Origin of the sequence: Cupriavidus numazuensis (assembly GCF_905397435.1) — a bacterium.
In the GTDB taxonomy this organism is placed as follows: Bacteria; Pseudomonadota; Gammaproteobacteria; order Burkholderiales; family Burkholderiaceae; genus Cupriavidus; species Cupriavidus numazuensis.
The window spans coordinates 16,077-35,650 of sequence record NZ_CAJPVI010000018.1; the positions used below are offsets into that span (position 1 = coordinate 16,077).

Here is a 19,574-nt window from a genome sequence, read left to right on the forward strand (position 1 = left end):
AACTTGCCGGCGCCGCCGCGATTCCGTGTTCTCGGCAGTAGCTCAAGACCATCACTTCAAGCATGGAGGCAACGCTGCGCCTCTCCATATGAGCGGCGGCAGACAGCGCCGCCTTGACGTCCGGTGGCACGCGAGCGCTAACCACTTCAGTTTTCGTAACGGCCACTGCGCACCTCCTGTGAGCAAACTGCTAGCAGTTTGCAAGTATAGCGGCTATCGCTGTGAGCTTTCGTATATGACTTTCCCGCATTTCGTCGGTAAAGGATCCGTAGGCAGCCACTCTGACAAATTCGGGGAATCCTCCCGGCGGTGCCTTCACCTTGGTGCCGAAGTTTTCATAGCCATTGCCTTGGTGCGTCCACTCCGTTTTGCCTTCGGCATGGACAAGGCAAGAATCCGGAGAGGCGGCTTTGCCGTACGTCTTCGCCATGTCCACGTCCGCAATCTAACCCGTAACTCCACGGTTCGACCTTGCCATCGCGCTGGGCATCCTGGCGGCAAGCGGCCAGATTCCCACCGCCGAGCTGGACCAGTACGAATTCGCCGCCGAGCTGTCGCTGTCCGGCGACCTGCGCCCGGTGCGCGGCGCGCTGGCGATGGCCATGCGCCTGGCGCGCGAGAACGCCGCGCGGCAGGCCAGCGGCGCCAACCCTCGCGCGTTCCTGGTGGCCGCAGGCAACGGGGCCGAGGCGGCATTGATCGAAGACCTGGCCGTCCACAGCGGCACCACGCTGCGCGAGGTCTGCGCCCATTTCACGCCGCCGCACGACCGTCGGCTGGCCCGCGCGGTACCGGCCGCGCTCTCGCTGGTACCGGAACCGGGGCCGGACCTGCGCGACGTACGTGGCCAGGCGCAGGCGCGGCGCGCCATGGAAGTGGCTGCCGCAGGCCAGCATTCGGCCCTGCTCGTTGGACCTCCCGGCACCGGCAAGTCGATGCTGGCCCAGCGGCTGCCGGGGCTGCTGCCGCCCATGTCGCTCGATGAAGCGCTCGAGTCAGCCGCCGTGCTCAGCCTGACGCCGGGCGGCTTCAAGCCGTCGCGATGGGGCGTGCGTCCGTGCCGGGCGCCTCACCACACCGCCTCGGGGCCGGCCATGGTTGGCGGCGGCGGGAATCCTCGCCCCGGCGAAATTTCGCTGGCCCACCACGGCGTGCTGTTTTTGGATGAGTTGCCGGAGTTCGACCGCAAAGTGCTGGAAGTATTACGCGAGCCGCTGGAATCCGGTCGCATCACCATTGCGCGCGCCGCCGGCCACGCTGACTTCCCGGCCTGCTTCCAGTTCGTGGCGGCGATGAACCCCTGCCCCTGCGGCTATCTCGGACACCCTGAGCGCGCATGCCGCTGCACGCCGGACCAGATCCGGCGCTACCAGTCCAAGATTTCGGGGCCGCTGCTGGACCGGATCGACCTGCAGATCGAAGTGCCGGCCCAGGACCAGGGCGAGATGCTGGACGGGCCCGCGGGCGAGTCCAGCGAAGTCGTGCGCGCACGGGTGCTGGCCGCACGCGAGCGCCAGCTTGCGCGGCAGGGCAAACCCAACAGCGACCTGTCCGGGCGCGAGATCGACAAGCACTGTCCGCTGGAACCGACCGCCCAGGCCTTGCTGCGCGGGGCCATGGCCCGCCTGGCGTGGTCGGCGCGATCCTATTTCCGGGTGCTCAAGGTGGCTCGCACGATTGCGGATCTCGAAGGTGCCGAAGTCCTGACCACCGCGCACGTGGGCGAGGCGATCCAATACCGGCGCGCCTTGCGCACGCCGGGATGAGGGAGATCCGATGCGCTCAGCGGCGCGGCGGCACGCCGACAGGCGGATCGACCGGCGGGGGAACCGGGTCCTCTTCGGGCGGCAACGGCAGATCAGGCGGGACGCCCGGCGGCGGGGGATCGTCGACAGGCGGCACGGTATGCGTGGGGTGCGCAAACGTGCCGGCTTGGGGGAACGGAATTGTCGGCATTCGGGAGATCTCCGCGGCGAGGGGTCTCTCCCATTGAAGCAAACCGGGCGTCAAGCCGCCAGCACGCAACCGGGCTGCGGCTATCAGGCGTGCTGCCGCCGCACGAAGAACAACGCCGCCCCGACCGCCATCAGCACGCTGCCGAAGAAGCGGTTCTGCCAGCGCACGGCACGCGCGTTACGGAACAGGCCCTGCATGCGCGACGCCAGCAGCGCGTAGCCGTGCATGACGATCAGGTCCACGCCGCACATGGTCGCGGCCAAGATGGCGAGCTGCGGCGCCAGCGGGTGGGACGGGTCGATGAACTGCGGCAGCACCGCGACCATGAAAATGATGCCCTTCGGGTTGGTCACATTGGTTAGCAGGCCGGTGGCGAAACGCCGGCGCGGGCTCATGGGCGTCACGCGGACGGTGGTGTTGCCGCTGTCGGCGCCACCTTCCTCGACCTTCGCGCGCCATTGCTGCAGGCCCAGATAGATCAGGTACATCGCGCCGACGGTCTTGACCACGGCAAACGCGTGCTCCGACGCCAGCAGCAGCGCGCCGAGCCCGCCGCCGGCCACCAGCAGGATGATCACCAGCCCGGCCTGCAGGCCGAAGATCGTGGTCGACGTCCGACGCACGCCGTACGACAGGCCGTGGCTCATCGACAGCACCGCGCCCGAACCGGGCGACACCGCAATGACCCAGCACGCGGCGAAATAAGCCAGCCAGACTTCCCAACGCATCACTTCTCTCCTTCAGATAAACCTTACGGGGCGGATCAGTACGGATGGAATCCGCCCAGGAACTGCTCCACCTGCTCGGCGTTGCGCTGGTCGCGCGCGCCTTCGCCCGATTCCAGCACCACGGCCTGATAAGCGTGTGTGCCCACGGCCACGAGCCGCGCCGTCAGGCGGCGTGGCGACTGGTCCTGCGGCGACACGCCGCTGACCTGGACCTCTACACCATCGAGCGGCCGCGCCGGCTGGTCGGCGGACTGGATCGTCACCGGGCGTGTACGCGCGGGGTCGCCGGCATGCACGCCAAGGTTGGCCAGCAGACCGGACTGCATGGCGGCCAGCGCTTCGCGCCGCAACCCGGCGTCGTCAGACGGCAGCGTGACCACGCCGACGGCGAACAGCGTGTCGTCGACGCGGGCCGCCTGCATGGTCATCGGCAGCTTGTGTCCGGCGATGGCCACGTCGCGCGCGGCGCTCGTGGGCTTTGCCGGATAGAGCGCCGCATAGCCGCCCTCGCCCGACTGGATGGTGCGCCAGTCATAGCGCGGCGAACATGCGCCGAGCCAGGCCACGGCGAGCATGGCCGGCAGCACCAGGCGCAGCCGGGGGAACCACTGACAAACCTGAGGAAGGGGCATCGGAGGACGTGGCCGTACGGTGCGGCGCGTGTTATCGGGACCGGCGCACGGCTGGCGGGCACGCCTTGCCGTCGGGCGAAACCGGTATTATCGGGGAAGCGGCCCGCCCCTGCATGCCGCACTTCACATGATGCGCCCCCTCAATCCGATCACTGCGATCCCCCCGATCCGTCGCCCCTCCTTTCGTCTTGCGGCAGTCTTGCTGTTGACGACGGCCACGCTCGCCAGCCCGGCTGGCGCTGGCACCGCACATCTGCCGCGCGCGACTGACCTGGCCACCCACACCGCAGAAGCGGCGCGGCGCGGCGAACCGCTCGTGGTACTGGTTTCGCTGCCCGACTGCGGCTATTGCGACACCGTACGCAAGAGCTACCTCGGCCCGCAGGCGGCGGCTGGCGAGATCGCCGTGCGCGAGATCGACATGACGGCCGACACGCCGCTGCGCGACACCGACGGCACCATGACCACCGCGCGCGCCTGGGCCCGGGCTCACCAGGTGCGGGTCGCGCCGACGGTGCTGTTCCTCGATCGCGATGGCAAGCAGGCAGCTTCCCCGCTGCGCGGCCTCCAGCCCGACTTCTACGGCGCCTATCTGGAACAGGCGCTGGGCCAGGCACGCGCTGCCGTCGCCGCCTCGCACTGACCGGTCCCGGACTGCGGCCGATTGACGCAGGCGCCGGATGACAGCAACACCGCGCACACGGGTTTAGAATGGCCTGTTGCCAGTTAAACGGGCTCCGCCCCCGCCGGACCGCATTGCCATGACAAACCCCGCATCCGCCACTTCGAAACCCCGCAAGCTTTGGCCCATTGCCGTGGCGCTCGTCGTCCTCGCCGCGCTGGGCTGGTTCGGCTATCGCGCGCTGTCGCCGTCGAGCCAGGTGCCTGCGGCCACGTTCACGCTGCTGTCGGGCGAGAAAGTCAGCACCGGCGACCTCAAGGGCAAGGTCTACCTGATCAATTTCTGGGCAACGAGCTGCGCCACGTGCGTCAAGGAAATGCCCGACATGGTTCGCACCTACGAGCAGTACAAGGGCAAGGGCCTGGAGTTCGTGGCCGTGGCCATGAACTACGATCCGCCGATGTACGTGATGAACTACGCCAAGACGCGCGGCCTGCCGTTCAAGGTCGCGATGGACTCGGACGGCGCGGCGGCCAAGGCCTTCGGCAATGTGCAGCTGACGCCCACCACCTTCGTCGTCGACAAGGACGGCCGCATCCTGAAGCGCTATGTCGGCGAGCCCGAGTGGGACGCCCTGCACAAGCTGCTCGACGGCGCGCTGGAGAAGGCCGCCTGACCGATTTCCCGGCAACGGCAGCGAAAGTTACGAAAAAGGTGCTCATCGAGCACCTTTTTTGTTGGGCGGCTGCCGCGTTCGCTCAAGCGGCTTGCATCACCGGCCTGTATGGATATACAGTTTGCGCCAGTCTCATCCGCCCCGCGCCCTGGCGCTCCCGAACCGCCCGTGTCACTGGATCTTGCCCCTCTTGCGGAACGCCCGTCCGCTCCCTCCGCAGACGTCTCCCCGGACGCTGATGTTCCGGCATACCTCGCCCGGCTCAATCCGGAGCAACGCGCGGCGGTCGAGCACCACAGCGACAGCCCGCTGCTGATCATCGCCGGCGCAGGCTCGGGCAAGACCAACACACTCGCGCACCGCGTCGCACACCTCGTGCTCAATGGTGCCGATCCGCGCCGCATCCTGCTGCTCACGTTCTCGCGCCGCGCCGCGGCGGAGATGGGGCGGCGCGTGGAGCGCATCGTCGACCAGGCGCTTGGTACCAATACCGGCGCAGGCCGCGCCGCGCTGCAATGGTCCGGCACGTTCCACGCGATCGGCGCTCGCCTGCTGCGCGAGTATGCGGAGACGCTGGGCTTGTCGCCCGCATTCACGATCTGCGACCGTGGCGACGCCGCCGACCTGATGCACGTGGTACGGCACGACCTGGGGCTGTCGGAGCAGGCCAGCCGCTTCCCGAAAAAGGAAACCTGCCTGTCAATCTATTCGCGCGTGGTCAACACGCAGGCGCCGCTCGAAGACGTGCTCAAGCGCTGGTTCCCGCGCTACACCATGTGGGTCGATGCGCTGCGCACGCTGTTCGCGGGCTATGTGGAAGCCAAGCAGAAACAGCAGGTGCTCGACTACGACGACCTGCTGCTGTACTGGGCACAGGCGCTGACCGAACCCGCGATCGCGCAGGACATGGGCGCGCGCTTCGACCATATCCTCGTCGACGAATACCAGGACACCAATGCGCTGCAGGCGTCGATCCTGCTGGCGCTGCGGCCCGACGGGCGCGGCCTGACCGTGGTCGGCGACGACGCGCAGTCGATCTACGCGTTCCGCGGCGCGACCGTACGCAACATTCTCGATTTCCCGGCGCAATTCGCGCCGGCCGCGCATCAGGTCACGCTGTCGCAGAACTACCGGTCGACGCAGCCGATCCTGCATGCCGCCAATGCGGTAATCGGGCTGGCTGCCGAGCGCTACACCAAGGATCTGTGGTCCGAGCGGACCTCGGCCGAGAAGCCTGGCGTGGTCGTCGTCAACGATGAAGCCGACCAGGCCCGCTTCGTGGTCGAGCGCGTGCTCGAGCGGCGCGAGGCGGGCCTGTCGCTGATGGCGCAGGCCGTGCTGTTCCGCGCCGCCGACCATAGCGCGCAGGTCGAGATCGAGCTGGCCCGGCGCAATATCCCGTTCGTGAAGTTCGGCGGGCTCAAGTTCCTCGAATCCACGCACGTGAAGGATGCGATGGCGGTGGTGCGCTGGCTGCAGAACCCGCTGGACCGCATCGCCGGGTTCCGCACGCTGCAGTTGCTGCCGGGCATCGGGCCCAAGACCGCGGCGCGCGTGCTGGACGGACTCGCCGTCGCCACCGAGCCTCTATTCGCGCTGGAATCGTTCGAGCCGCCACCTGCTGCCGCGCCGGCCTGGACAGATTTCCTGGCGCTCGCCCGCGCGCTGCTGGGACCCGCATCGCCGTGGCCGTCGGAGTTCGAGCAGGTCGTCGCCTGGTATCAGCCGCATCTGGAGCGCATCCACGACGATGCCGCCGCGCGCATGGCCGACCTGCAGCAGCTCGAACGCATTGCCGCGACCTATGCCTCACGCGAGCGATTTCTGACCGAGCTGACTCTGGACCCGCCGAGCGCATCCAGCGATGAATCGGGCGTACCGCTGCGCGACGAGGATTTCCTGATCCTGTCGACCATTCACTCGGCCAAGGGCCAGGAATGGAAAGCGGTGTACGTGCTCAACGCCGTGGACGGCTGCATGCCGTCGGACCTGGCCACCGGCACCACGGAAGAGATCGAAGAGGAAAGACGGCTGCTGTATGTGGCGATGACGCGCGCCAAGGACCATCTCGATGTCGTGGTGCCGCAGCGCTTCTACGTGCACCAGCAACCGGGGTTCGGCGACCGCCATGTGTATGCGTCGCGCACGCGCTTCCTGCCGAATCGCGTAATGCCGAATTTCTACAGCCGGTCCTGGCCGCCGCCGCCGATGCCGGGGGAAGCGCCGTCGAAGGCGACGCTGGCGCCGGTGGATTTGGCTAGCAGGATGCGGAATATGTGGCGGTGAGTGGAATGCTCACGCTCTTTGCTCCCCTCTCCCGCGAAGTGGGAGAGGGGTTGGGGGAGAGGGCCGGCGTACGCAATAGCGAAGGCCGTTACTTCGTCGAAGCTCCTGCCCTCTCCCCCGCCCCTCTCCCGCAAGCGGGAGAGGGGAGAAAGACAGTGGTCTATTAAAGGCCGCTGTCGACTCCCTTTAAGCCACCTTCTCCAGCAACAACCCCTTCAGGTACTCCCCTTCCGGGAATGCCGCGAGCATCGGGTGATCCGTGCCCGCCGACAGACGTCGCATGATGCGCGCATCGGCACGCGCGTCCGTCACCGCACCGGCCACGATCTTCTGGAACAGCTCCATGCTGATCGCGCCCGAGCACGAGTACGTGAACAGCAGTCCGCCCGGACGCAGCAGTTGCATGCCGACGAGATTGATTTCCTTGTAAGCACGCGCGGCGCGGTCGATATGCTGCGACGACGGCGCGAACTTCGGCGGGTCGAGCACGATCAGGTCGAACTGGCGGCCCTCGGCGCGGAATTCGCGCAGGGTCTTGAACACGTCGGCATCGAGCCACGTCGCGCGGTTTTCGTCGAAGCCGTTGAGTGCGACATTGCCGGCAGCAATCTTCAGCGCCTCGCCCGAGGAGTCGATCGACGTCACGGAGGTAGCGCCACCGCGCAGCGCCGCCAGCGAAAAACCGCCTGTATAGCAGAAGCAGTTGAGCACCTCGCGGCCCGCCGCGAGGTCGCCCACGAGCTTGCGGTTGTCGCGCTGGTCGACATAGAAGCCGGTCTTGTGGCCGTTTCGCACGTCGACGTAGTAACGCACGCCATGCTCGGTCACCGACAGCGCCGGATCGGGCTCGGCGCCCGCGAGCACGCCGGTCACCAGTTCCAGTCCCTCGCGCTGGCGCACGGCGGCGTCGGAGCGCTCATATACGTTCGGGCAACCAGTCTCCTTGACCAATGCCTGCACGATGGCGGTCTTCCAGTGCTCCACGCCCGCGGCGTTGAACTGGCACACGAGCTGGCCGCTTTCGCCATTGCCGTAGTAGTCGACGATCAGGCCCGGCAGTCGGTCGGATTCACCGAAGATCAGGCGTACCGCGTCGCTGTCCTTCACCCACTGGCGGCGATGCGCCACCGCCGCCGAGATGCGGCGCTTGAACATGGCGTGATCGACGGGCTCGTTCTCGTCGAACGTCCACACGCGCGCGCGGATCTGCGATTCGGGGCTGTAGGCGGCCTTGGCCAGGAAGCGGCCATCGGCGGCGCGCACGATGACGGTCGCGCCCGGCTCGCAGCGGCCTTCCGTGGTCGCAATGCCGGTCGCGTAGATCCAAGGGTGACGGCGCAGCAGGGATTTTTCCTTGCCGGGCTTGAGGGTGATGATGTTCATGTTGGTATGGGGAAAAGCTCGCCGTCGCAGAGCGCGTGTCTCATGCTACGGACAGCTCCCCTCTCCCGCCTGCGGGAGAGGGGTTGGGGGAGAGGGCAAGAGCGTCAACGAAGTGACGGGCGTCGATATTGCATACGCCTGCCCTCTCCCCCGGCCCCTCTCCCGCGCGCGGGAGAGGGGAGAAAACAATGTGGGAAGTGACGCAACAAAGCAATGCCTTACAGCACCACCTTCACCATCGGATGCGCCGTCAGCGCGCGATAGATATCGTCGAGCTGTTCGCGGCTCGTGACCCACACGGTCACGGTCAGGCCAAGGTAGTTGCCCTTGCTGGACGGACGCATTTCCATCTTGCCTGCGTCGAAGCCAGCGTCGAACTCCTGCACCAGCGCCACGATGGCTTCGGCAAAGCCGTCCTGCATCGCGCCCATTACCTTGATGGGGAAATGGCTGGGGTATTCGATCAGCGACTGTTCGGGCGGGATATCGCCCGGCTTGCCGCCAGTGTTATCGGCTGTCATATCAGTTTCTCCGGCGGCCTGGTGCGCGACATGCGCGCCGGGCCGCTCCATCCCATTACTTGCGTTTGAACCACAGGCGGATGGTGTCCCACAGGCGGCCGAAGAAGCCGGCCTCGGGCACTTCCTCCAGTGCCACCACCGGGAATTCCGCCACCTTCGTGTTGCCATCCATCAGCTTCACCGAGCCCACCTGCTGGCCGGCGGCGATCGGGGCGATCAGCAGTTCCTGGCGCTCCAGCACCGGCTTCAGGCGGCCGCCCGTGCCCTTGGGCACCGTGACGAAGGTCTCGTTCTGCACGCCGATCTTGACCGTGCCGGCCTTGCCCTTGTAGATGTCCGGCGTGGCCAGCACCTGGCCCTTGTCATACAGGCGCAGCGTGTCGAAGAACTGGAAGCCGTAGTTGAGGATCTTCAGGCTTTCCTGGGTGCGCACCTGTTCGGTGGTGGTGCCGATCACGACCGAAATCAGCCGGCGCGAACCGTTCGGCACATTGGCCAGCGGCCGCTTGGCCGACGAGATCAGGCAGTAGCCGGCCGACTTGGTGTGGCCGGTCTTGACGCCGTCGACGGTCGGGTCGATATACAGCAGGCGGTTGCGGTTCGGCTGCTTGATTTTGTTATAGGTGAACTCCTTCTGCGAGTACATGCCGTAGTACTCGGGGAAGTCCTGGATCAGGCGCGTGGTCAGCGTCGCCAGATCCACCGCGGTGGTGTAGTGGTTCGGGTCGGGAATGCCGTCGGTGTTGGTGAAGTGGGTGTTCTTCATGCCCATGCGCTGGGCTTCGCGGTTCATCATCGCGACGAAACCCTCTTCCGAGCCGCCCACGGCTTCGGCCAGCGCCAGTGCGGCGTCGTTGCCCGACTGCACGATCAGGCCCATCAGCAGGTCCTGCACGCTGACCGGCTTGTTGGGCTCGATGAACATGCGCGATTCATCGCTTTTGACCTTCAGCACCAGCGTGGTGGGCACCACGGTCTGGTCCAGCGTCAGACGCTTTTCCTTCAGTGCCTCGAACGCCAGGTAGGCGGTCATCAGCTTGGTCAGCGACGCGGGCTCGATGCGCTGGTCCGCGTTCTGCGAAGCCAGGGCCTGGCCGCTGGTCACGTCGAACAGCATCCAGGACTTGGCGGCCACCTGCGGCATCGGCACGCCCTGGGCCAGCACGGCGGCAGGCGCGGCGGCGAGCGTGGCTGCCGCGACGATGGCGGCGGGGGCAAAGACGGACGCTAGGCGCGGCGTGGCTCTGTTCAGCATGTTTTCAGTTTCCGACAAGATAAGTTTCGCGAAAGACGGTGGCGGCTACGGGCAAGGCCGTCCTTACCGGTCCCACGCGTTGACGACGAGCTGCTTGATCAGGTGCAGCTTGCGATGAAAGAAATGATCGGCGCCCGGTATGACAATCACGGGTAGTTCCTGCGGGCGAGCCCAGTCGAACACGCTTTGCAGCGGCACGGTGTCGTCCTGCTCGCCGTGGATCACGATGGTATCGGCGGGTACGTCGGCCACCTGCCAGCGGCTTGCGGCGGTGCCGACCAGCGCCAGGCGCTGCGCGGGCGTGCCGGCGTCGGCCAGGCGTTTCGCGACGTGCGTGGTCACGAAGCTGCCGAATGAAAATCCGCCCAGCGCAAGCGGCAGCGTCGCTGCGTCAGGTGACCATGCGGTCTGCTCACGCATCCATGCGACCACGGCGAGCAGGTCGTCCTGCTCGCCCACGCCGTTGTCATGCTCGCCGGCACTGTTGCCCACGCCGCGGAAATTCGGGCGCACCGTGGCATAGCCGAGCTGCACGAAGCAGCGCGCGAGCGTCTGCGCGACCTTGTTGTCCTTGGTGCCGCCGAACAGCGGGTGCGGGTGCGCGACCAGCGCCAGCCCGCGCGGCGCGGCTTGCGGCAGGTCGACCGAGAGGTCGATCGCGCCGGCTGGGCCGGCAATGGTCAGTACCTGGGTATGCGCGTTCATGATGACGATGGACGATGCAACTGGGGCAATGGGCAATGAAAAACGCTGCCGCTGCGCTCGGGCTGAAGCGGCATCGCTACGGTAAACACTGGAAAACCTCGGGACATCCGGTGATGCGGGCCTTGCCGCGCGGGCAGGCACCGCATTCAGCGGCTCAGCGGTCCACCATCAACCGCTCCACCGGCTTGCCGTTCAGCAGATGGCTGTCGATGATTTCGTCGATATCTTTCTCGTCGACGAAGGTGTACCAGACGGCCTCGGGGTAGACCACCAGTACCGGTCCGAGTTCACACCGGTTCAGGCAGCCGGCCTTGTTGATGCGCACGCGGCCCTCTCCGCCGGCGATGCCCAGTTCCTTGCAACGCTTCTTGGCGTACTCCTGCATGGCCTTGGCATTGTGCTGGGCGCAGCAGTTCTCGCCGGCCTCGCGCTGGTTGAGGCAGAAAAAGACGTGGTGCTTGTAGTAGCTGCTCATGCGTGCTGGGGAAGATGGCTTGCCGCACCGGCACAGGGTTCGACGCGTCCGGCGGCATGGGTGGAAGCTCGGAATTATACGGTGTGCGGAGGGCCGGACCAGGCCAATCCGGCTTTCGCAAGCAGGGTCCGCGCGCGCTGTCGCCCAATCCTGCCGCCTCATGTGCCATATCGGGCACCCCAACGTGCGCCGACCTTCCGGATCCCCGGAGCCGGCGATTCCGGATTTCCGGAAATCCGGAGTGCCGAGCCCTGCGCCTGGCTGCATGTCCTCTTTCAAATCAAAGAGTTACGAATCTGGCGCGCGCTGGCACATCCATTGCGATTCCAGATCCCGAGACGCGCCGCATCCGCGACGGTGCGCGCCCGCCGGCCTGGCGGGTTACGGCCCAAAAAACCGAGGACGACATCATGAGGAAACCCTTCTACAAGATCCTGTACGTGCAGGTGCTGTTCGCCATCTTTGTCGGCATCCTGCTGGGCCATTTCTGGCCCGACACGGGCGTTGCCATGAAGCCGCTCGGCGATGGCTTCATCAAGCTGATCAAGATGATCATCGGCCCCATCATCTTCTGTACGGTCGTGACTGGCATTGCCGGCATGAGCGACATGAAGAAGGTCGGCCGCGTCGGCGGCAAGGCGCTGCTGTATTTCGAGATCGTCTCCACCTTCGCACTGCTGATTGGCCTGGGCGCCGGGCACCTGCTCCAGCCGGGCGTGGGCTTCAACATCGACCCGTCCACGCTGGACACCAAGTCCATCGAGCAGTACGTGTCCAAGGCGCATGGCCAGAGCACGGTCGAGTTCCTGATGCACATCATCCCGGACACGATCTTCAGCGCCTTCGCCAACGGCGACATCCTGCAGATCCTGCTGGTCTCGCTGTTCTTCGGCGCCGCGCTGGCGGCCATCGGCGAACGCGCGCGCATCGTCGTGCAGCTGATCGAGCAGGTGTCGAAGGTGTTCTTCCACATCGTGCACGTCATCACCAAGGTCGCGCCGATCGGCGCGTTCGGCGCCATGGCGTTCACCATCGGCAAGTACGGCCTGGGCTCGCTCGTGCCGCTGCTCAAGCTGATCGGCACGTTCTACTTCACGGCCATCATCTTCGTGGTGTTCGTGCTTGGCACGATCGCGCGCATGACCGGCTTCAACATCCTGCGCTTCATCTCGTACATCAAGGAAGAACTGCTGATCGTGCTGGGCACGAGCTCGTCCGAAGCCGCGCTGCCGCACCTGATGGAGAAGCTGGAAAAGCTCGGTTGCTCCAAGTCGGTGGTCGGCCTGGTCGTGCCGACCGGCTACTCGTTCAACCTGGACGGCACCAACATCTACATGACCATGGCGGTGATCTTCATCGCCCAGGCGACCGGCATCGAACTGACGTGGATGCAGCAGCTGACCATCCTGGCGGTGGCCATGCTGACCTCGAAGGGCGCCAGCGGCGTGACCGGCGCAGGCTTCATCACGCTCGCCGCCACGCTGGCGGTGGTGCCGACCATTCCCGTGGCCGGCATGGTGCTGATCCTGGGCATCGACCGCTTCATGAGCGAATGCCGTGCGCTGACCAACATCATCGGCAACGGCGTGGCGACCGTGGTGGTCTCGGCATGGGAGCACGAGCTTGACCGCGCCCAGCTCAAACGCACCCTGCAGAAGGGTGGCGAAGACGATGAGGCTGAACTCGCCGACGCCGGCCAGAACGTCTGACGCGCCGCAGGCAAGTGGCCGGCCTGATGGGCCGGCCACTCCGCAGCGAGTATCATCGGCGCGACAGCCTTCGCGCGCGCCGATGCCCCATTCCGACGACTTCCTCGCCGTACATGACCCCGCCGCCGCCCAGGCGGCGCACGAGCCCGGCAGCGAGAACCGCCGCTGGTGGGGCTTTGCCGTGGTGCTGGTGGCAGGCCTGGTGCTGCTGTGCGCGCTGACCTGGCTGGTATCGGTGCAGCGTGGCCTGGCAACGCTGCAGGAAACCACCGCCACGCGCGCCGACCGCTACGCCGCCACGCTCGAAAGCACGCTCGACCGCTACGAATTCCTGCCCGCGCTGGTATCGCTGCACCCCTTCGTGCGCGGCCTGCTGCAGGCGCCTGACGACCCGGCCCGCGTGGCCGCGGCCAACCACTATCTGGCCGAGGTGAACCGGCGCTCGCATGCCTCGGCCACCTACGTGATCGCCACCAACGGCATCGCGCTGGCCGCGAGCAATGCCGGCGAGCCCGGCAGCTTCGTCGGCACCGACTACCGCTTCCGCCCCTACTTCCAGATCGCATCGCGCGGCGAGATGGGGCGCTTCTATGCCATCGGCATCACCAGCGACGAGCCGGGCTACTACATCGCGCAGCCCGTGGAGTCGGGCGGCAAGGTGATCGGCGTCACCGTGGTCAAGCTCAACCTGGAATGGTTCCAGCGCGCCGGCGGCGGCAGCGCCGAGCCGCTCATGGTCAGCGACGACCACGGCGTCATCTTCCTCTCGTCGGTGCCGGCCTGGCAGTACCGCACGCTGGGCCCGCTGCCGGCCGAACTGCATGACGAACTGGGCAAGACCCGCCAGTATCACGACCGCGATGTCACGCCGCTTCCGCTTGAACCACTGACCTCGCCGGTCACCGAATGGCTGGCCGCCAGGGCGCTCGATCCGGGCGCTCGCCTGGTGCGTGTGCGCGCCGACAGCTCCAATCCGGACGGCAGCGAGCGTGCCGACCGCTACCTCGAACTCGGCCGCAAGGTGGGCCCGGCGGACTGGACCATGCAGGTGATGGCGCCGCTCGACCCGGTGCTCGCCAATGCGCGCAATGCCACCGTGGCTGCGGCGCTGGCCTACGCGTGCATCTGCCTGCTGCTGGTCAACTGGCGCCAACGCCGACAGCGCGCGCGCGACATGCTCTACAGCCGCCGCCTGCTTGAGGCCGCCTATGACGAGTTGGAGCGGCGTGTCGAAGCACGCACGGCCGACCTGATGGCCATCAACGAAAAGCTGGAAGAAGAAGTCGCCGAACGCACGCGCGCCGAAAGCGAGTTGCGCGCGGCGCAGGATGAACTCGTGCAGGCCAGCAAGCTCGCCGCGCTCGGGCAAATGGCCGCCGGCATCACGCATGAGCTGAACCAGCCGCTGGCGGCGCTGCGCACATTCTCCGACAACACGCGCGTACTGCTGGAGCGTGGGCAACTGGCCGCGGCAGAGGGCAATCTGTCCGCCATTGCCGACCTGACCGAGCGCATGGGCAAGATCACGGGCCAGCTCAAGCTGTTTGCCGGCAAGGCCCGCCCGCCGCGCCGTTCGGTGCTGGTCAGCGCCGCGATCGAACATGTGCTGGCGCTGCTGGCGCCGCGGTTGGCTGGCGTGACGCTGCATGTGGAAGGGCTCGACACCCTGCCCTGCATCGCCGTGCGCGCCGACGAACTCAAGCTCGAGCAGGTGCTGCTCAACCTGGTCGGCAATGCGCTGGATGCCATCGCCAGCGCGGCGCCTGCGCAAGGGCGCATCGACGTTTCCGTCAGCGCCGATGCAAGCGCAGTGACGATCCAGGTGCGCGACAATGGCACCGGCATCCCGCCTGAAGACTTGCCGCGCCTGTTCGAACCGTTCTTCACGACCAAGGAAACCGGTCAGGGGCTGGGCCTCGGCCTGGCGATCTCGTCGTCGATCGTGCGCGAGTTCGGCGGACAGCTCAGCGCCGCCAATGCCGATGGCGGCGGCGCGGCATTCACCATCGTGCTGACGCGCGCACCGGCAGAAGCCGGGGCAGGCGTCGCCCAGACACATTGAGGCCCCCCATGCAAGACGGTTTGCGCGTCCTCTTCGTCGAAGACGAACCGCTGGTGCGCCAGGCCACCGCGCAAAGCCTGGAGCTGGCCGGCTTCTCCGTGCTTGCGCTGCCCACGGCCGAAGCTGCCCTGCCCCACCTGAGCGCCGACTTCCCCGGCGTGCTCGTGACCGACGTGCGCCTGCCCGGCGCGAGCGGCCTGGACCTGCTGCATCACTGCCGCAACGCCGCGCCCGGTGTGCCCGTGATATTGGTCACAGGCCACGGCGACATCACCATGGCCGTGCAGGCCATGCGTGAAGGCGCCTATGACTTCATTGAAAAGCCCTTCGGTGCCGACCGCCTGACCGAGACCGTGCGCCGCGCCATCGAACGGCGTGGGCTCGAACTGGAAAACCAGGCACTGCGCCGCGAGCTGGCGGGCTCGGCGGCCGGCACGCGCATCATCGGCCGCTCGCATGCGATCGATCAGGTACGTGGGCTCGTGGCCAACGTCGCAGCCACCGACGTGCCGGTCATGATCAACGGCGAGACCGGCACCGGCAAGGAACTGGTCGCGCGCAGCCTGCATGCGCTGTCAAACCGCGCCGACGGGCCCTTCATCGCGCTCAATTGCGGCGCTGTGCCCGAGTCGATTTTCGAAAGCGAGATGTTCGGTCATGAAGCGGGCGCCTTCACCGGCGCCGGCAAGCGTCGTATCGGCAAGCTCGAACACGCGTCGGGCGGCACGTTGTTCCTCGACGAGATCGAAAGCATGCCGCTGGCTTTGCAGGTCAAGCTGCTGCGCGTGCTGCAGGAAGGCACGCTGGAGCGGCTTGGCTCCAATGCGTCGGTAAAGATCGACGTGCGCATCGTGGCGGCCGCCAAGGGCGACATGGACGCGTTGGTGGCGCAGGGTGTGTTCCGGCAGGATCTCTACTACCGCCTGAACGTCGTCACCATTGCGCTGCCGCCGCTGCGCGAGCGGCGTGAAGATATCGTGCCCTTGTTCGAGCATTTCATGCTCGTGGCGGCTGTGCGCTATCAGCGGCCCGCACCCATCCTGTCGGAGTCGCAACGCCAGGCGCTGGCGCAGCGGCCTTGGCCTGGCAATGTGCGCGAGCTGCGCAATGCGGCGGACCGGCTCGTGCTGGGTGTGCCCGAAGGCGGACAGGCCGGCGCGGCCACAGCGGCGCCGGACGAGACTGCGCCGCTGCGCGAACGGATGGAGCATTTCGAGCGCGCCGTCATCGCCGATGCGCTGGCCCGCACCGGCGGTGCCGTCAGCCAGGCGGCGGACTTGCTGCAGGTCGGGAAGGCGACCCTGTATGACAAGATCAAGCGCTATGGCTTATAGGAAACTTGCTGCATAACCCGTCTCAGGGTTTTCACTACACTGCCATGTCAACGTCACAATCGGCGACTATATTTCGTGTGCGGTTGCGGCATTGGCAGGTGCCTTGACTGCTTGCTTCTTTTATCAGTCTTCGTGGTAGTTGGTGCCCCGCTTTGTGCGGGGCGTTTTTTTTGGGTTTCAGTTGATGGGGGCATCGCTGTTGGCATGCGCCGCTGTTTCGCCGGCGTAGCCGACGGGGGTTTTGTGGTTGGGATGGGGGGGTGTCGCTCTTCGCTGGCGCGGCTGTTTCGCCGGCGTAGCCGGCGAGTCACTTTTTGTCCGAGCGACAAAAAGTAACCAAAAAGCGCGTCGTTGCCGCTGGCCATCAATTCCACGGCGACAGTGGTTCAAACGGCTTTGGACGCCTGCTACGGTGGTCAGCCGTTCGACCCTGCTACGCCATGTGAGTTAGAACCTGTGCCTCGCGCGGCACGGCTTTTGGACGATCCCCAAGACGGACTCGGGTACAGCGTTTCAACCAGGTCAGTGGTGGGACGCCTTCGGCTGCGCTGCGCGCGCGTCGTCGTCTGGGGGCAAGCGCATCAACGTCGCTGGCGCCCGAGGTCCGTTTCCTTTCTCTACGTGCATGCAAGCGCGGGCATCTTCACCGAGGCGTAGTTTGCCTTGGGCCTGTGTGCTCAGACTAGGGCCCTGCGCGCAGCGCAGCCGAAGGCGTTCATACGATATGGGTGGTAGCAGGGGCCACGAACGCATGCAGGGCTCGTTCAATCAGCGCCGTATGCCCGACCACGGTGGTGCCCCACGCGGCAGGCAGCGTCACTGACTCTGAAGCCCATACCCGTACAACACCCCCAGCACACTACGATAAAAATTCGCCCCTTTGGGGCAACCAAAACGCGTTTTTGGTTACTTTTGTCGCTCGGACAAAAGTGACTCGCCGGCTACGCCGGCGAAACAGCCGCGGATGCCAAGCACGACGACATCACCCCAGTAGCCCCCTTCAATTCCCCAAAAAACCCACCACCATCCGATTAAACGCCTCCGCATGCTCCCACTGCGCCCAGTGCCCACAGCGATTAAAAATATGCATTTGCGCATCAGGAATCCCGGCGATCAGCCGCAGCCCGACATCCATCGGCACGAAGCGATCGTCGCGCCCCCAGATCACGAGCGTCGGCGCAGTGATCTCACCCAGGCGCGAACCGTAGTCGGTGAACTGCTTCGGATTCGCCGCGAGGCTCTTGACGAAGTTCTCGAGGTGATCGCGCCGCGCCAGCATATTGTCGAGCCGTGCCTGCATCAGATCATCAGTCAGCGAGCTGGCGTCATAGACAAACACATTCATCATGCGCTTCAGGTTCTCGATCGACGGCTCGCGGTACAGGCCGTTGAGCAGCTTGATGCCTTCCGTCGGCATCGGCGCGTACAGGCTCGGGCCGCCGGTGCCGCCGCCCATCAGCACGAGCTTGCCGACACGCTGCGGGTTGGCAAGCGCAAAAGCCACCGCGCTATGTCCGCCCATCGAGTTGCCAAGAATGTGCACACGCTCGATGTCGAGTTCATCCAGCACGCCCTTGAGCACGCGACCGTTGAGTTCCGAACGCGAGCCGGCGTTGACGACAGGATCGCTCTTGCCCCAGCCCGGGCAATCGACGAGCAGCACGCGATAACCGGCTGCCACCAGCGGCTCGACATTGCGATTGAAGTTGGCCCAGCCGGTCGCACCCGGCCCCGAGCCGTGCAGCATGACGACGGTTTCGGCACCGGCGCCGGTATCGTTGCAGTGGATGCGGAATTCGGTATCGCCATCCTTCACGGTCACGAAACGGCTTGTGCTGGCTTCGGTGATAGCTTGTACGTTCGCTTGCATGTTGATCTTCCTTGCTCGACTGAATCTGTAGGGAATGGAATGTGCTGACAGTGCGCCGCTCAGGCGCCGCGCCCGCCTGCAACTGCCGCACCGGAGGCAAGGCGCGGCGAGAATGAACCCACCACCGCCAGCGCGGCGACTGCAGCGATGACGATCAGCGGAATGCTCGCGGCTACCAGCATCGATGCGCTCTGGCCCAGCGCGAACAACTGCCCGGCGACGAGCGGCCCGAGGATCGAGCCGAGCCGGCCGATCGCGACCGCTGCGCCTACGCCAGTGCCGCGCACCTGCGTCGGATAGGCCTGGCCGGCCAGCGCGTACAGCACCGACTGACCGCCCACCAGGAACAGGCCACAAAAGAACGCGCCGACCGCCATCGAGGTACTTCCGCCCGCTCCGGCCAGCCCCGCCAGTGCGGCGGCGATGCCCACGTACATGCCGACCACCGTCAGGCGGCGGCTGAAGCGGTCCATCACGTTGGCAATGCCCACCGCACCGATACCGCCACCGATGTTGAACATCATCATCGCGATGCCCGCCTGCGTGCGTGTCAGGCCGTTGGACAGCACCATCGACGGCAGCCAGTTCATCAGGAAGTACAGCACGATGAGCGTGCCCAGATAGCTGATCCACAGCGCCAGCGTGGCGCGCGTACGGCCGTCGCCGCACAAGGCCTCGGCAAAGCTCGGTGTGGCTTCCGTGCGCTTCGCCGATTGCGACTTCGCTTCAACGAACTGCGCCGATTCGGACAGCCACAGCGCGAGCAGCGGCACCATCAGCAGCGGCCCGAACCCGCCCACGTAGAAGATGTGCCGCCAGCCTTCGTCAGCGGGACTGACAATGCCGATTGCGGCTGCGAGTGCGGCGCCGAACGGCATGCCGCAGTACATTGCGCCAACGGCGGTGCTGCGCTGCGCGGGCGAAGCCGCTTCCGAGCACAGCGCGATCAGGTTGGGCATGGCGGCACCCAGACCGAGGCCCGTCAGCAGGCGCGCGGCCAGCAGGCTTTCGAAGTTCCACACCAGCGTCGTCGCGAGCGAAAACGCGCCGAACAGCGCGACCGACAGCATCAGCACGCGCTTGCGGCCCATGCGGTCGGCCAGCCGCCCACCCAGCGCCGCACCCGGCAGCAGGCCGATGGCGCCGGCGCTGAAGGCCCAGCCCATCTGCGCCACCGACAGCGAGAACTCCTTCGCAATACGTGGCGCGGCGACGCCGGCTGATTGCAGGTCCAGCCCTTCCAGCAGGGCGATGGCCAGGCACAGGCCGATGGTGGTGATGCTGCCTTTTGTGCTGCGCACGTCGGCGCTGCTGATGTTCGATGTACTCATTCTTGTCTCCGCTTCTATCTGTATGCCGC

The 19,574-nt window shown here is 66.2% G+C and carries 17 protein-coding genes and 1 pseudogene; 7 read left to right on the top strand and 11 right to left on the bottom strand.

Annotation, left to right across the window (positions count from 1 at the left end; translation table 11 throughout):
* Positions 1 to 190: 190 nt before the first annotated feature.
* The gene (locus KHO41_RS15760; protein WP_211954218.1) at positions 191 to 430 is read right to left on the bottom strand and encodes a hypothetical protein; all 240 of its coding nucleotides are present in this window, start codon (positions 428 to 430) and stop codon (positions 191 to 193) included.
* A 31-nt stretch (positions 431 to 461) separates the two neighbouring features.
* On the opposite strand from KHO41_RS15760, the pseudogene KHO41_RS15765 reads away from it, so the two are divergent.
* Positions 462 to 1,766 (top strand): annotated as a pseudogene (locus KHO41_RS15765) (YifB family Mg chelatase-like AAA ATPase); the annotation flags it as partial.
* Positions 1,767 to 1,782: 16 nt separating this feature from the next.
* Here KHO41_RS15765 and KHO41_RS15770 read toward each other — a convergent pair.
* From KHO41_RS15770 to KHO41_RS15780, 3 genes are all read right to left on the bottom strand, one after another.
* Positions 1,783 to 1,956 carry a hypothetical protein gene (locus tag KHO41_RS15770; protein WP_211954219.1) on the bottom strand — a complete coding sequence of 58 codons (174 nt, stop codon included), beginning with the start codon at positions 1,954 to 1,956 and terminating at the stop codon, positions 1,783 to 1,785.
* An 83-nt stretch (positions 1,957 to 2,039) separates the two neighbouring features.
* Positions 2,040 to 2,684, bottom strand: a complete 645-nt coding sequence (locus tag KHO41_RS15775; RefSeq protein WP_211954220.1) for a LysE family transporter — start codon at positions 2,682 to 2,684, stop codon at positions 2,040 to 2,042.
* 35 nt (positions 2,685 to 2,719) lie between these two features.
* The gene (locus KHO41_RS15780; protein ID WP_211954221.1) at positions 2,720 to 3,316 is read right to left on the bottom strand and encodes a hypothetical protein; all 597 of its coding nucleotides are present in this window, start codon (positions 3,314 to 3,316) and stop codon (positions 2,720 to 2,722) included.
* Between the two features lie 130 nt (positions 3,317 to 3,446).
* On the opposite strand from KHO41_RS15780, the gene KHO41_RS15785 reads away from it, so the two are divergent.
* From KHO41_RS15785 to KHO41_RS15795, 3 genes are all read left to right on the top strand, one after another.
* A complete protein-coding gene (locus KHO41_RS15785; protein ID WP_211954331.1) occupies positions 3,447 to 3,959 on the top strand; it encodes a SoxW family protein in 513 nt (170 codons plus the stop codon).
* 118 nt (positions 3,960 to 4,077) lie between these two features.
* Positions 4,078 to 4,614: a TlpA disulfide reductase family protein gene (locus tag KHO41_RS15790; protein WP_211954222.1), complete on the top strand. Its 537-nt coding sequence runs from the start codon at positions 4,078 to 4,080 to the stop codon at positions 4,612 to 4,614.
* Between the two features lie 168 nt (positions 4,615 to 4,782).
* On the top strand, positions 4,783 to 6,900 hold the full coding sequence (locus KHO41_RS15795) for an ATP-dependent helicase (RefSeq protein ID WP_342344462.1): 2,118 nt from the start codon (positions 4,783 to 4,785) through the stop codon (positions 6,898 to 6,900).
* 186 nt (positions 6,901 to 7,086) lie between these two features.
* On the opposite strand, the gene KHO41_RS15800 is transcribed toward KHO41_RS15795, so the two are convergent.
* The 5 genes from KHO41_RS15800 to KHO41_RS15820 all read right to left on the bottom strand — a co-directional run bounded on the left by KHO41_RS15800 (position 7,087) and on the right by KHO41_RS15820 (position 11,239).
* A complete protein-coding gene (locus KHO41_RS15800; RefSeq protein WP_211954223.1) occupies positions 7,087 to 8,283 on the bottom strand; it encodes a class I SAM-dependent rRNA methyltransferase in 1,197 nt (398 codons plus the stop codon).
* 218 nt (positions 8,284 to 8,501) lie between these two features.
* Complete coding sequence (locus KHO41_RS15805; RefSeq protein ID WP_211954224.1) at positions 8,502 to 8,804, bottom strand: HP0495 family protein; 303 nt, start codon at positions 8,802 to 8,804, stop codon at positions 8,502 to 8,504.
* A gap of 55 nt (positions 8,805 to 8,859) precedes the next feature.
* Complete coding sequence (locus tag KHO41_RS15810; RefSeq protein WP_211954225.1) at positions 8,860 to 10,059, bottom strand: D-alanyl-D-alanine carboxypeptidase family protein; 1,200 nt, start codon at positions 10,057 to 10,059, stop codon at positions 8,860 to 8,862.
* A gap of 63 nt (positions 10,060 to 10,122) precedes the next feature.
* On the bottom strand, positions 10,123 to 10,764 hold the full coding sequence (locus KHO41_RS15815; protein WP_211954226.1) for an alpha/beta hydrolase: 642 nt from the start codon (positions 10,762 to 10,764) through the stop codon (positions 10,123 to 10,125).
* A 154-nt stretch (positions 10,765 to 10,918) separates the two neighbouring features.
* A complete protein-coding gene (locus KHO41_RS15820; protein ID WP_011296468.1) occupies positions 10,919 to 11,239 on the bottom strand; it encodes a (2Fe-2S) ferredoxin domain-containing protein in 321 nt (106 codons plus the stop codon).
* A 407-nt stretch (positions 11,240 to 11,646) separates the two neighbouring features.
* Here KHO41_RS15820 and KHO41_RS15825 point away from each other — a divergent pair, with 407 nt between their 5' ends.
* The 3 genes from KHO41_RS15825 to KHO41_RS15835 all read left to right on the top strand — a co-directional run bounded on the left by KHO41_RS15825 (position 11,647) and on the right by KHO41_RS15835 (position 16,344).
* Positions 11,647 to 12,948, top strand: coding sequence for a dicarboxylate/amino acid:cation symporter (locus KHO41_RS15825; protein WP_280519701.1), 1,302 nt, complete (start codon positions 11,647 to 11,649; stop codon positions 12,946 to 12,948).
* 82 nt (positions 12,949 to 13,030) lie between these two features.
* Positions 13,031 to 15,010, top strand: a complete 1,980-nt coding sequence (locus KHO41_RS15830; protein WP_211954228.1) for a sensor histidine kinase — start codon at positions 13,031 to 13,033, stop codon at positions 15,008 to 15,010.
* Positions 15,011 to 15,018: 8 nt separating this feature from the next.
* Positions 15,019 to 16,344 carry a sigma-54-dependent transcriptional regulator gene (locus KHO41_RS15835; protein WP_211954229.1) on the top strand — a complete coding sequence of 442 codons (1,326 nt, stop codon included), beginning with the start codon at positions 15,019 to 15,021 and terminating at the stop codon, positions 16,342 to 16,344.
* A gap of 1,000 nt (positions 16,345 to 17,344) precedes the next feature.
* Here the strand turns inward: KHO41_RS15835 and KHO41_RS15840 are convergent.
* Positions 17,345 to 18,214, bottom strand: coding sequence for an alpha/beta fold hydrolase (locus tag KHO41_RS15840; protein WP_211954230.1), 870 nt, complete (start codon positions 18,212 to 18,214; stop codon positions 17,345 to 17,347).
* 59 nt (positions 18,215 to 18,273) lie between these two features.
* Positions 18,274 to 19,545 (bottom strand): 3-(3-hydroxy-phenyl)propionate transporter MhpT, encoded by a 1,272-nt coding sequence (gene mhpT / locus KHO41_RS15845; RefSeq protein WP_211954231.1) that lies wholly within the window; start codon positions 19,543 to 19,545, stop codon positions 18,274 to 18,276.
* Positions 19,546 to 19,574: the final 29 nt, after the last annotated feature.

Bases quoted from the DNA above. Each gene is read 5' to 3' on its own strand.
- KHO41_RS15760 (WP_211954218.1), bottom strand. From the start codon at position 430: ATGGCGAAGACGTACGGCAAAGCCGCCTCTCCGGATTCTTGCCTTGTC.
- KHO41_RS15770 (WP_211954219.1), bottom strand. From the start codon at position 1,956: ATGCCGACAATTCCGTTCCCCCAAGCCGGCACGTTTGCGCACCCCACG.
- KHO41_RS15775 (WP_211954220.1), bottom strand. From the start codon at position 2,684: ATGCGTTGGGAAGTCTGGCTGGCTTATTTCGCCGCGTGCTGGGTCATT.
- KHO41_RS15780 (WP_211954221.1), bottom strand. From the start codon at position 3,316: ATGCCCCTTCCTCAGGTTTGTCAGTGGTTCCCCCGGCTGCGCCTGGTG.
- KHO41_RS15785 (WP_211954331.1), top strand. From the start codon at position 3,447: ATGCGCCCCCTCAATCCGATCACTGCGATCCCCCCGATCCGTCGCCCC.
- KHO41_RS15790 (WP_211954222.1), top strand. From the start codon at position 4,078: ATGACAAACCCCGCATCCGCCACTTCGAAACCCCGCAAGCTTTGGCCC.
- KHO41_RS15800 (WP_211954223.1), bottom strand. From the start codon at position 8,283: ATGAACATCATCACCCTCAAGCCCGGCAAGGAAAAATCCCTGCTGCGC.
- KHO41_RS15805 (WP_211954224.1), bottom strand. From the start codon at position 8,804: ATGACAGCCGATAACACTGGCGGCAAGCCGGGCGATATCCCGCCCGAA.
- KHO41_RS15810 (WP_211954225.1), bottom strand. From the start codon at position 10,059: ATGCTGAACAGAGCCACGCCGCGCCTAGCGTCCGTCTTTGCCCCCGCC.
- KHO41_RS15815 (WP_211954226.1), bottom strand. From the start codon at position 10,764: ATGAACGCGCATACCCAGGTACTGACCATTGCCGGCCCAGCCGGCGCG.
- KHO41_RS15820 (WP_011296468.1), bottom strand. From the start codon at position 11,239: ATGAGCAGCTACTACAAGCACCACGTCTTTTTCTGCCTCAACCAGCGC.
- KHO41_RS15830 (WP_211954228.1), top strand. From the start codon at position 13,031: ATGCCCCATTCCGACGACTTCCTCGCCGTACATGACCCCGCCGCCGCC.
- KHO41_RS15835 (WP_211954229.1), top strand. From the start codon at position 15,019: ATGCAAGACGGTTTGCGCGTCCTCTTCGTCGAAGACGAACCGCTGGTG.
- KHO41_RS15840 (WP_211954230.1), bottom strand. From the start codon at position 18,214: ATGCAAGCGAACGTACAAGCTATCACCGAAGCCAGCACAAGCCGTTTC.
- mhpT (WP_211954231.1), bottom strand. From the start codon at position 19,545: ATGAGTACATCGAACATCAGCAGCGCCGACGTGCGCAGCACAAAAGGC.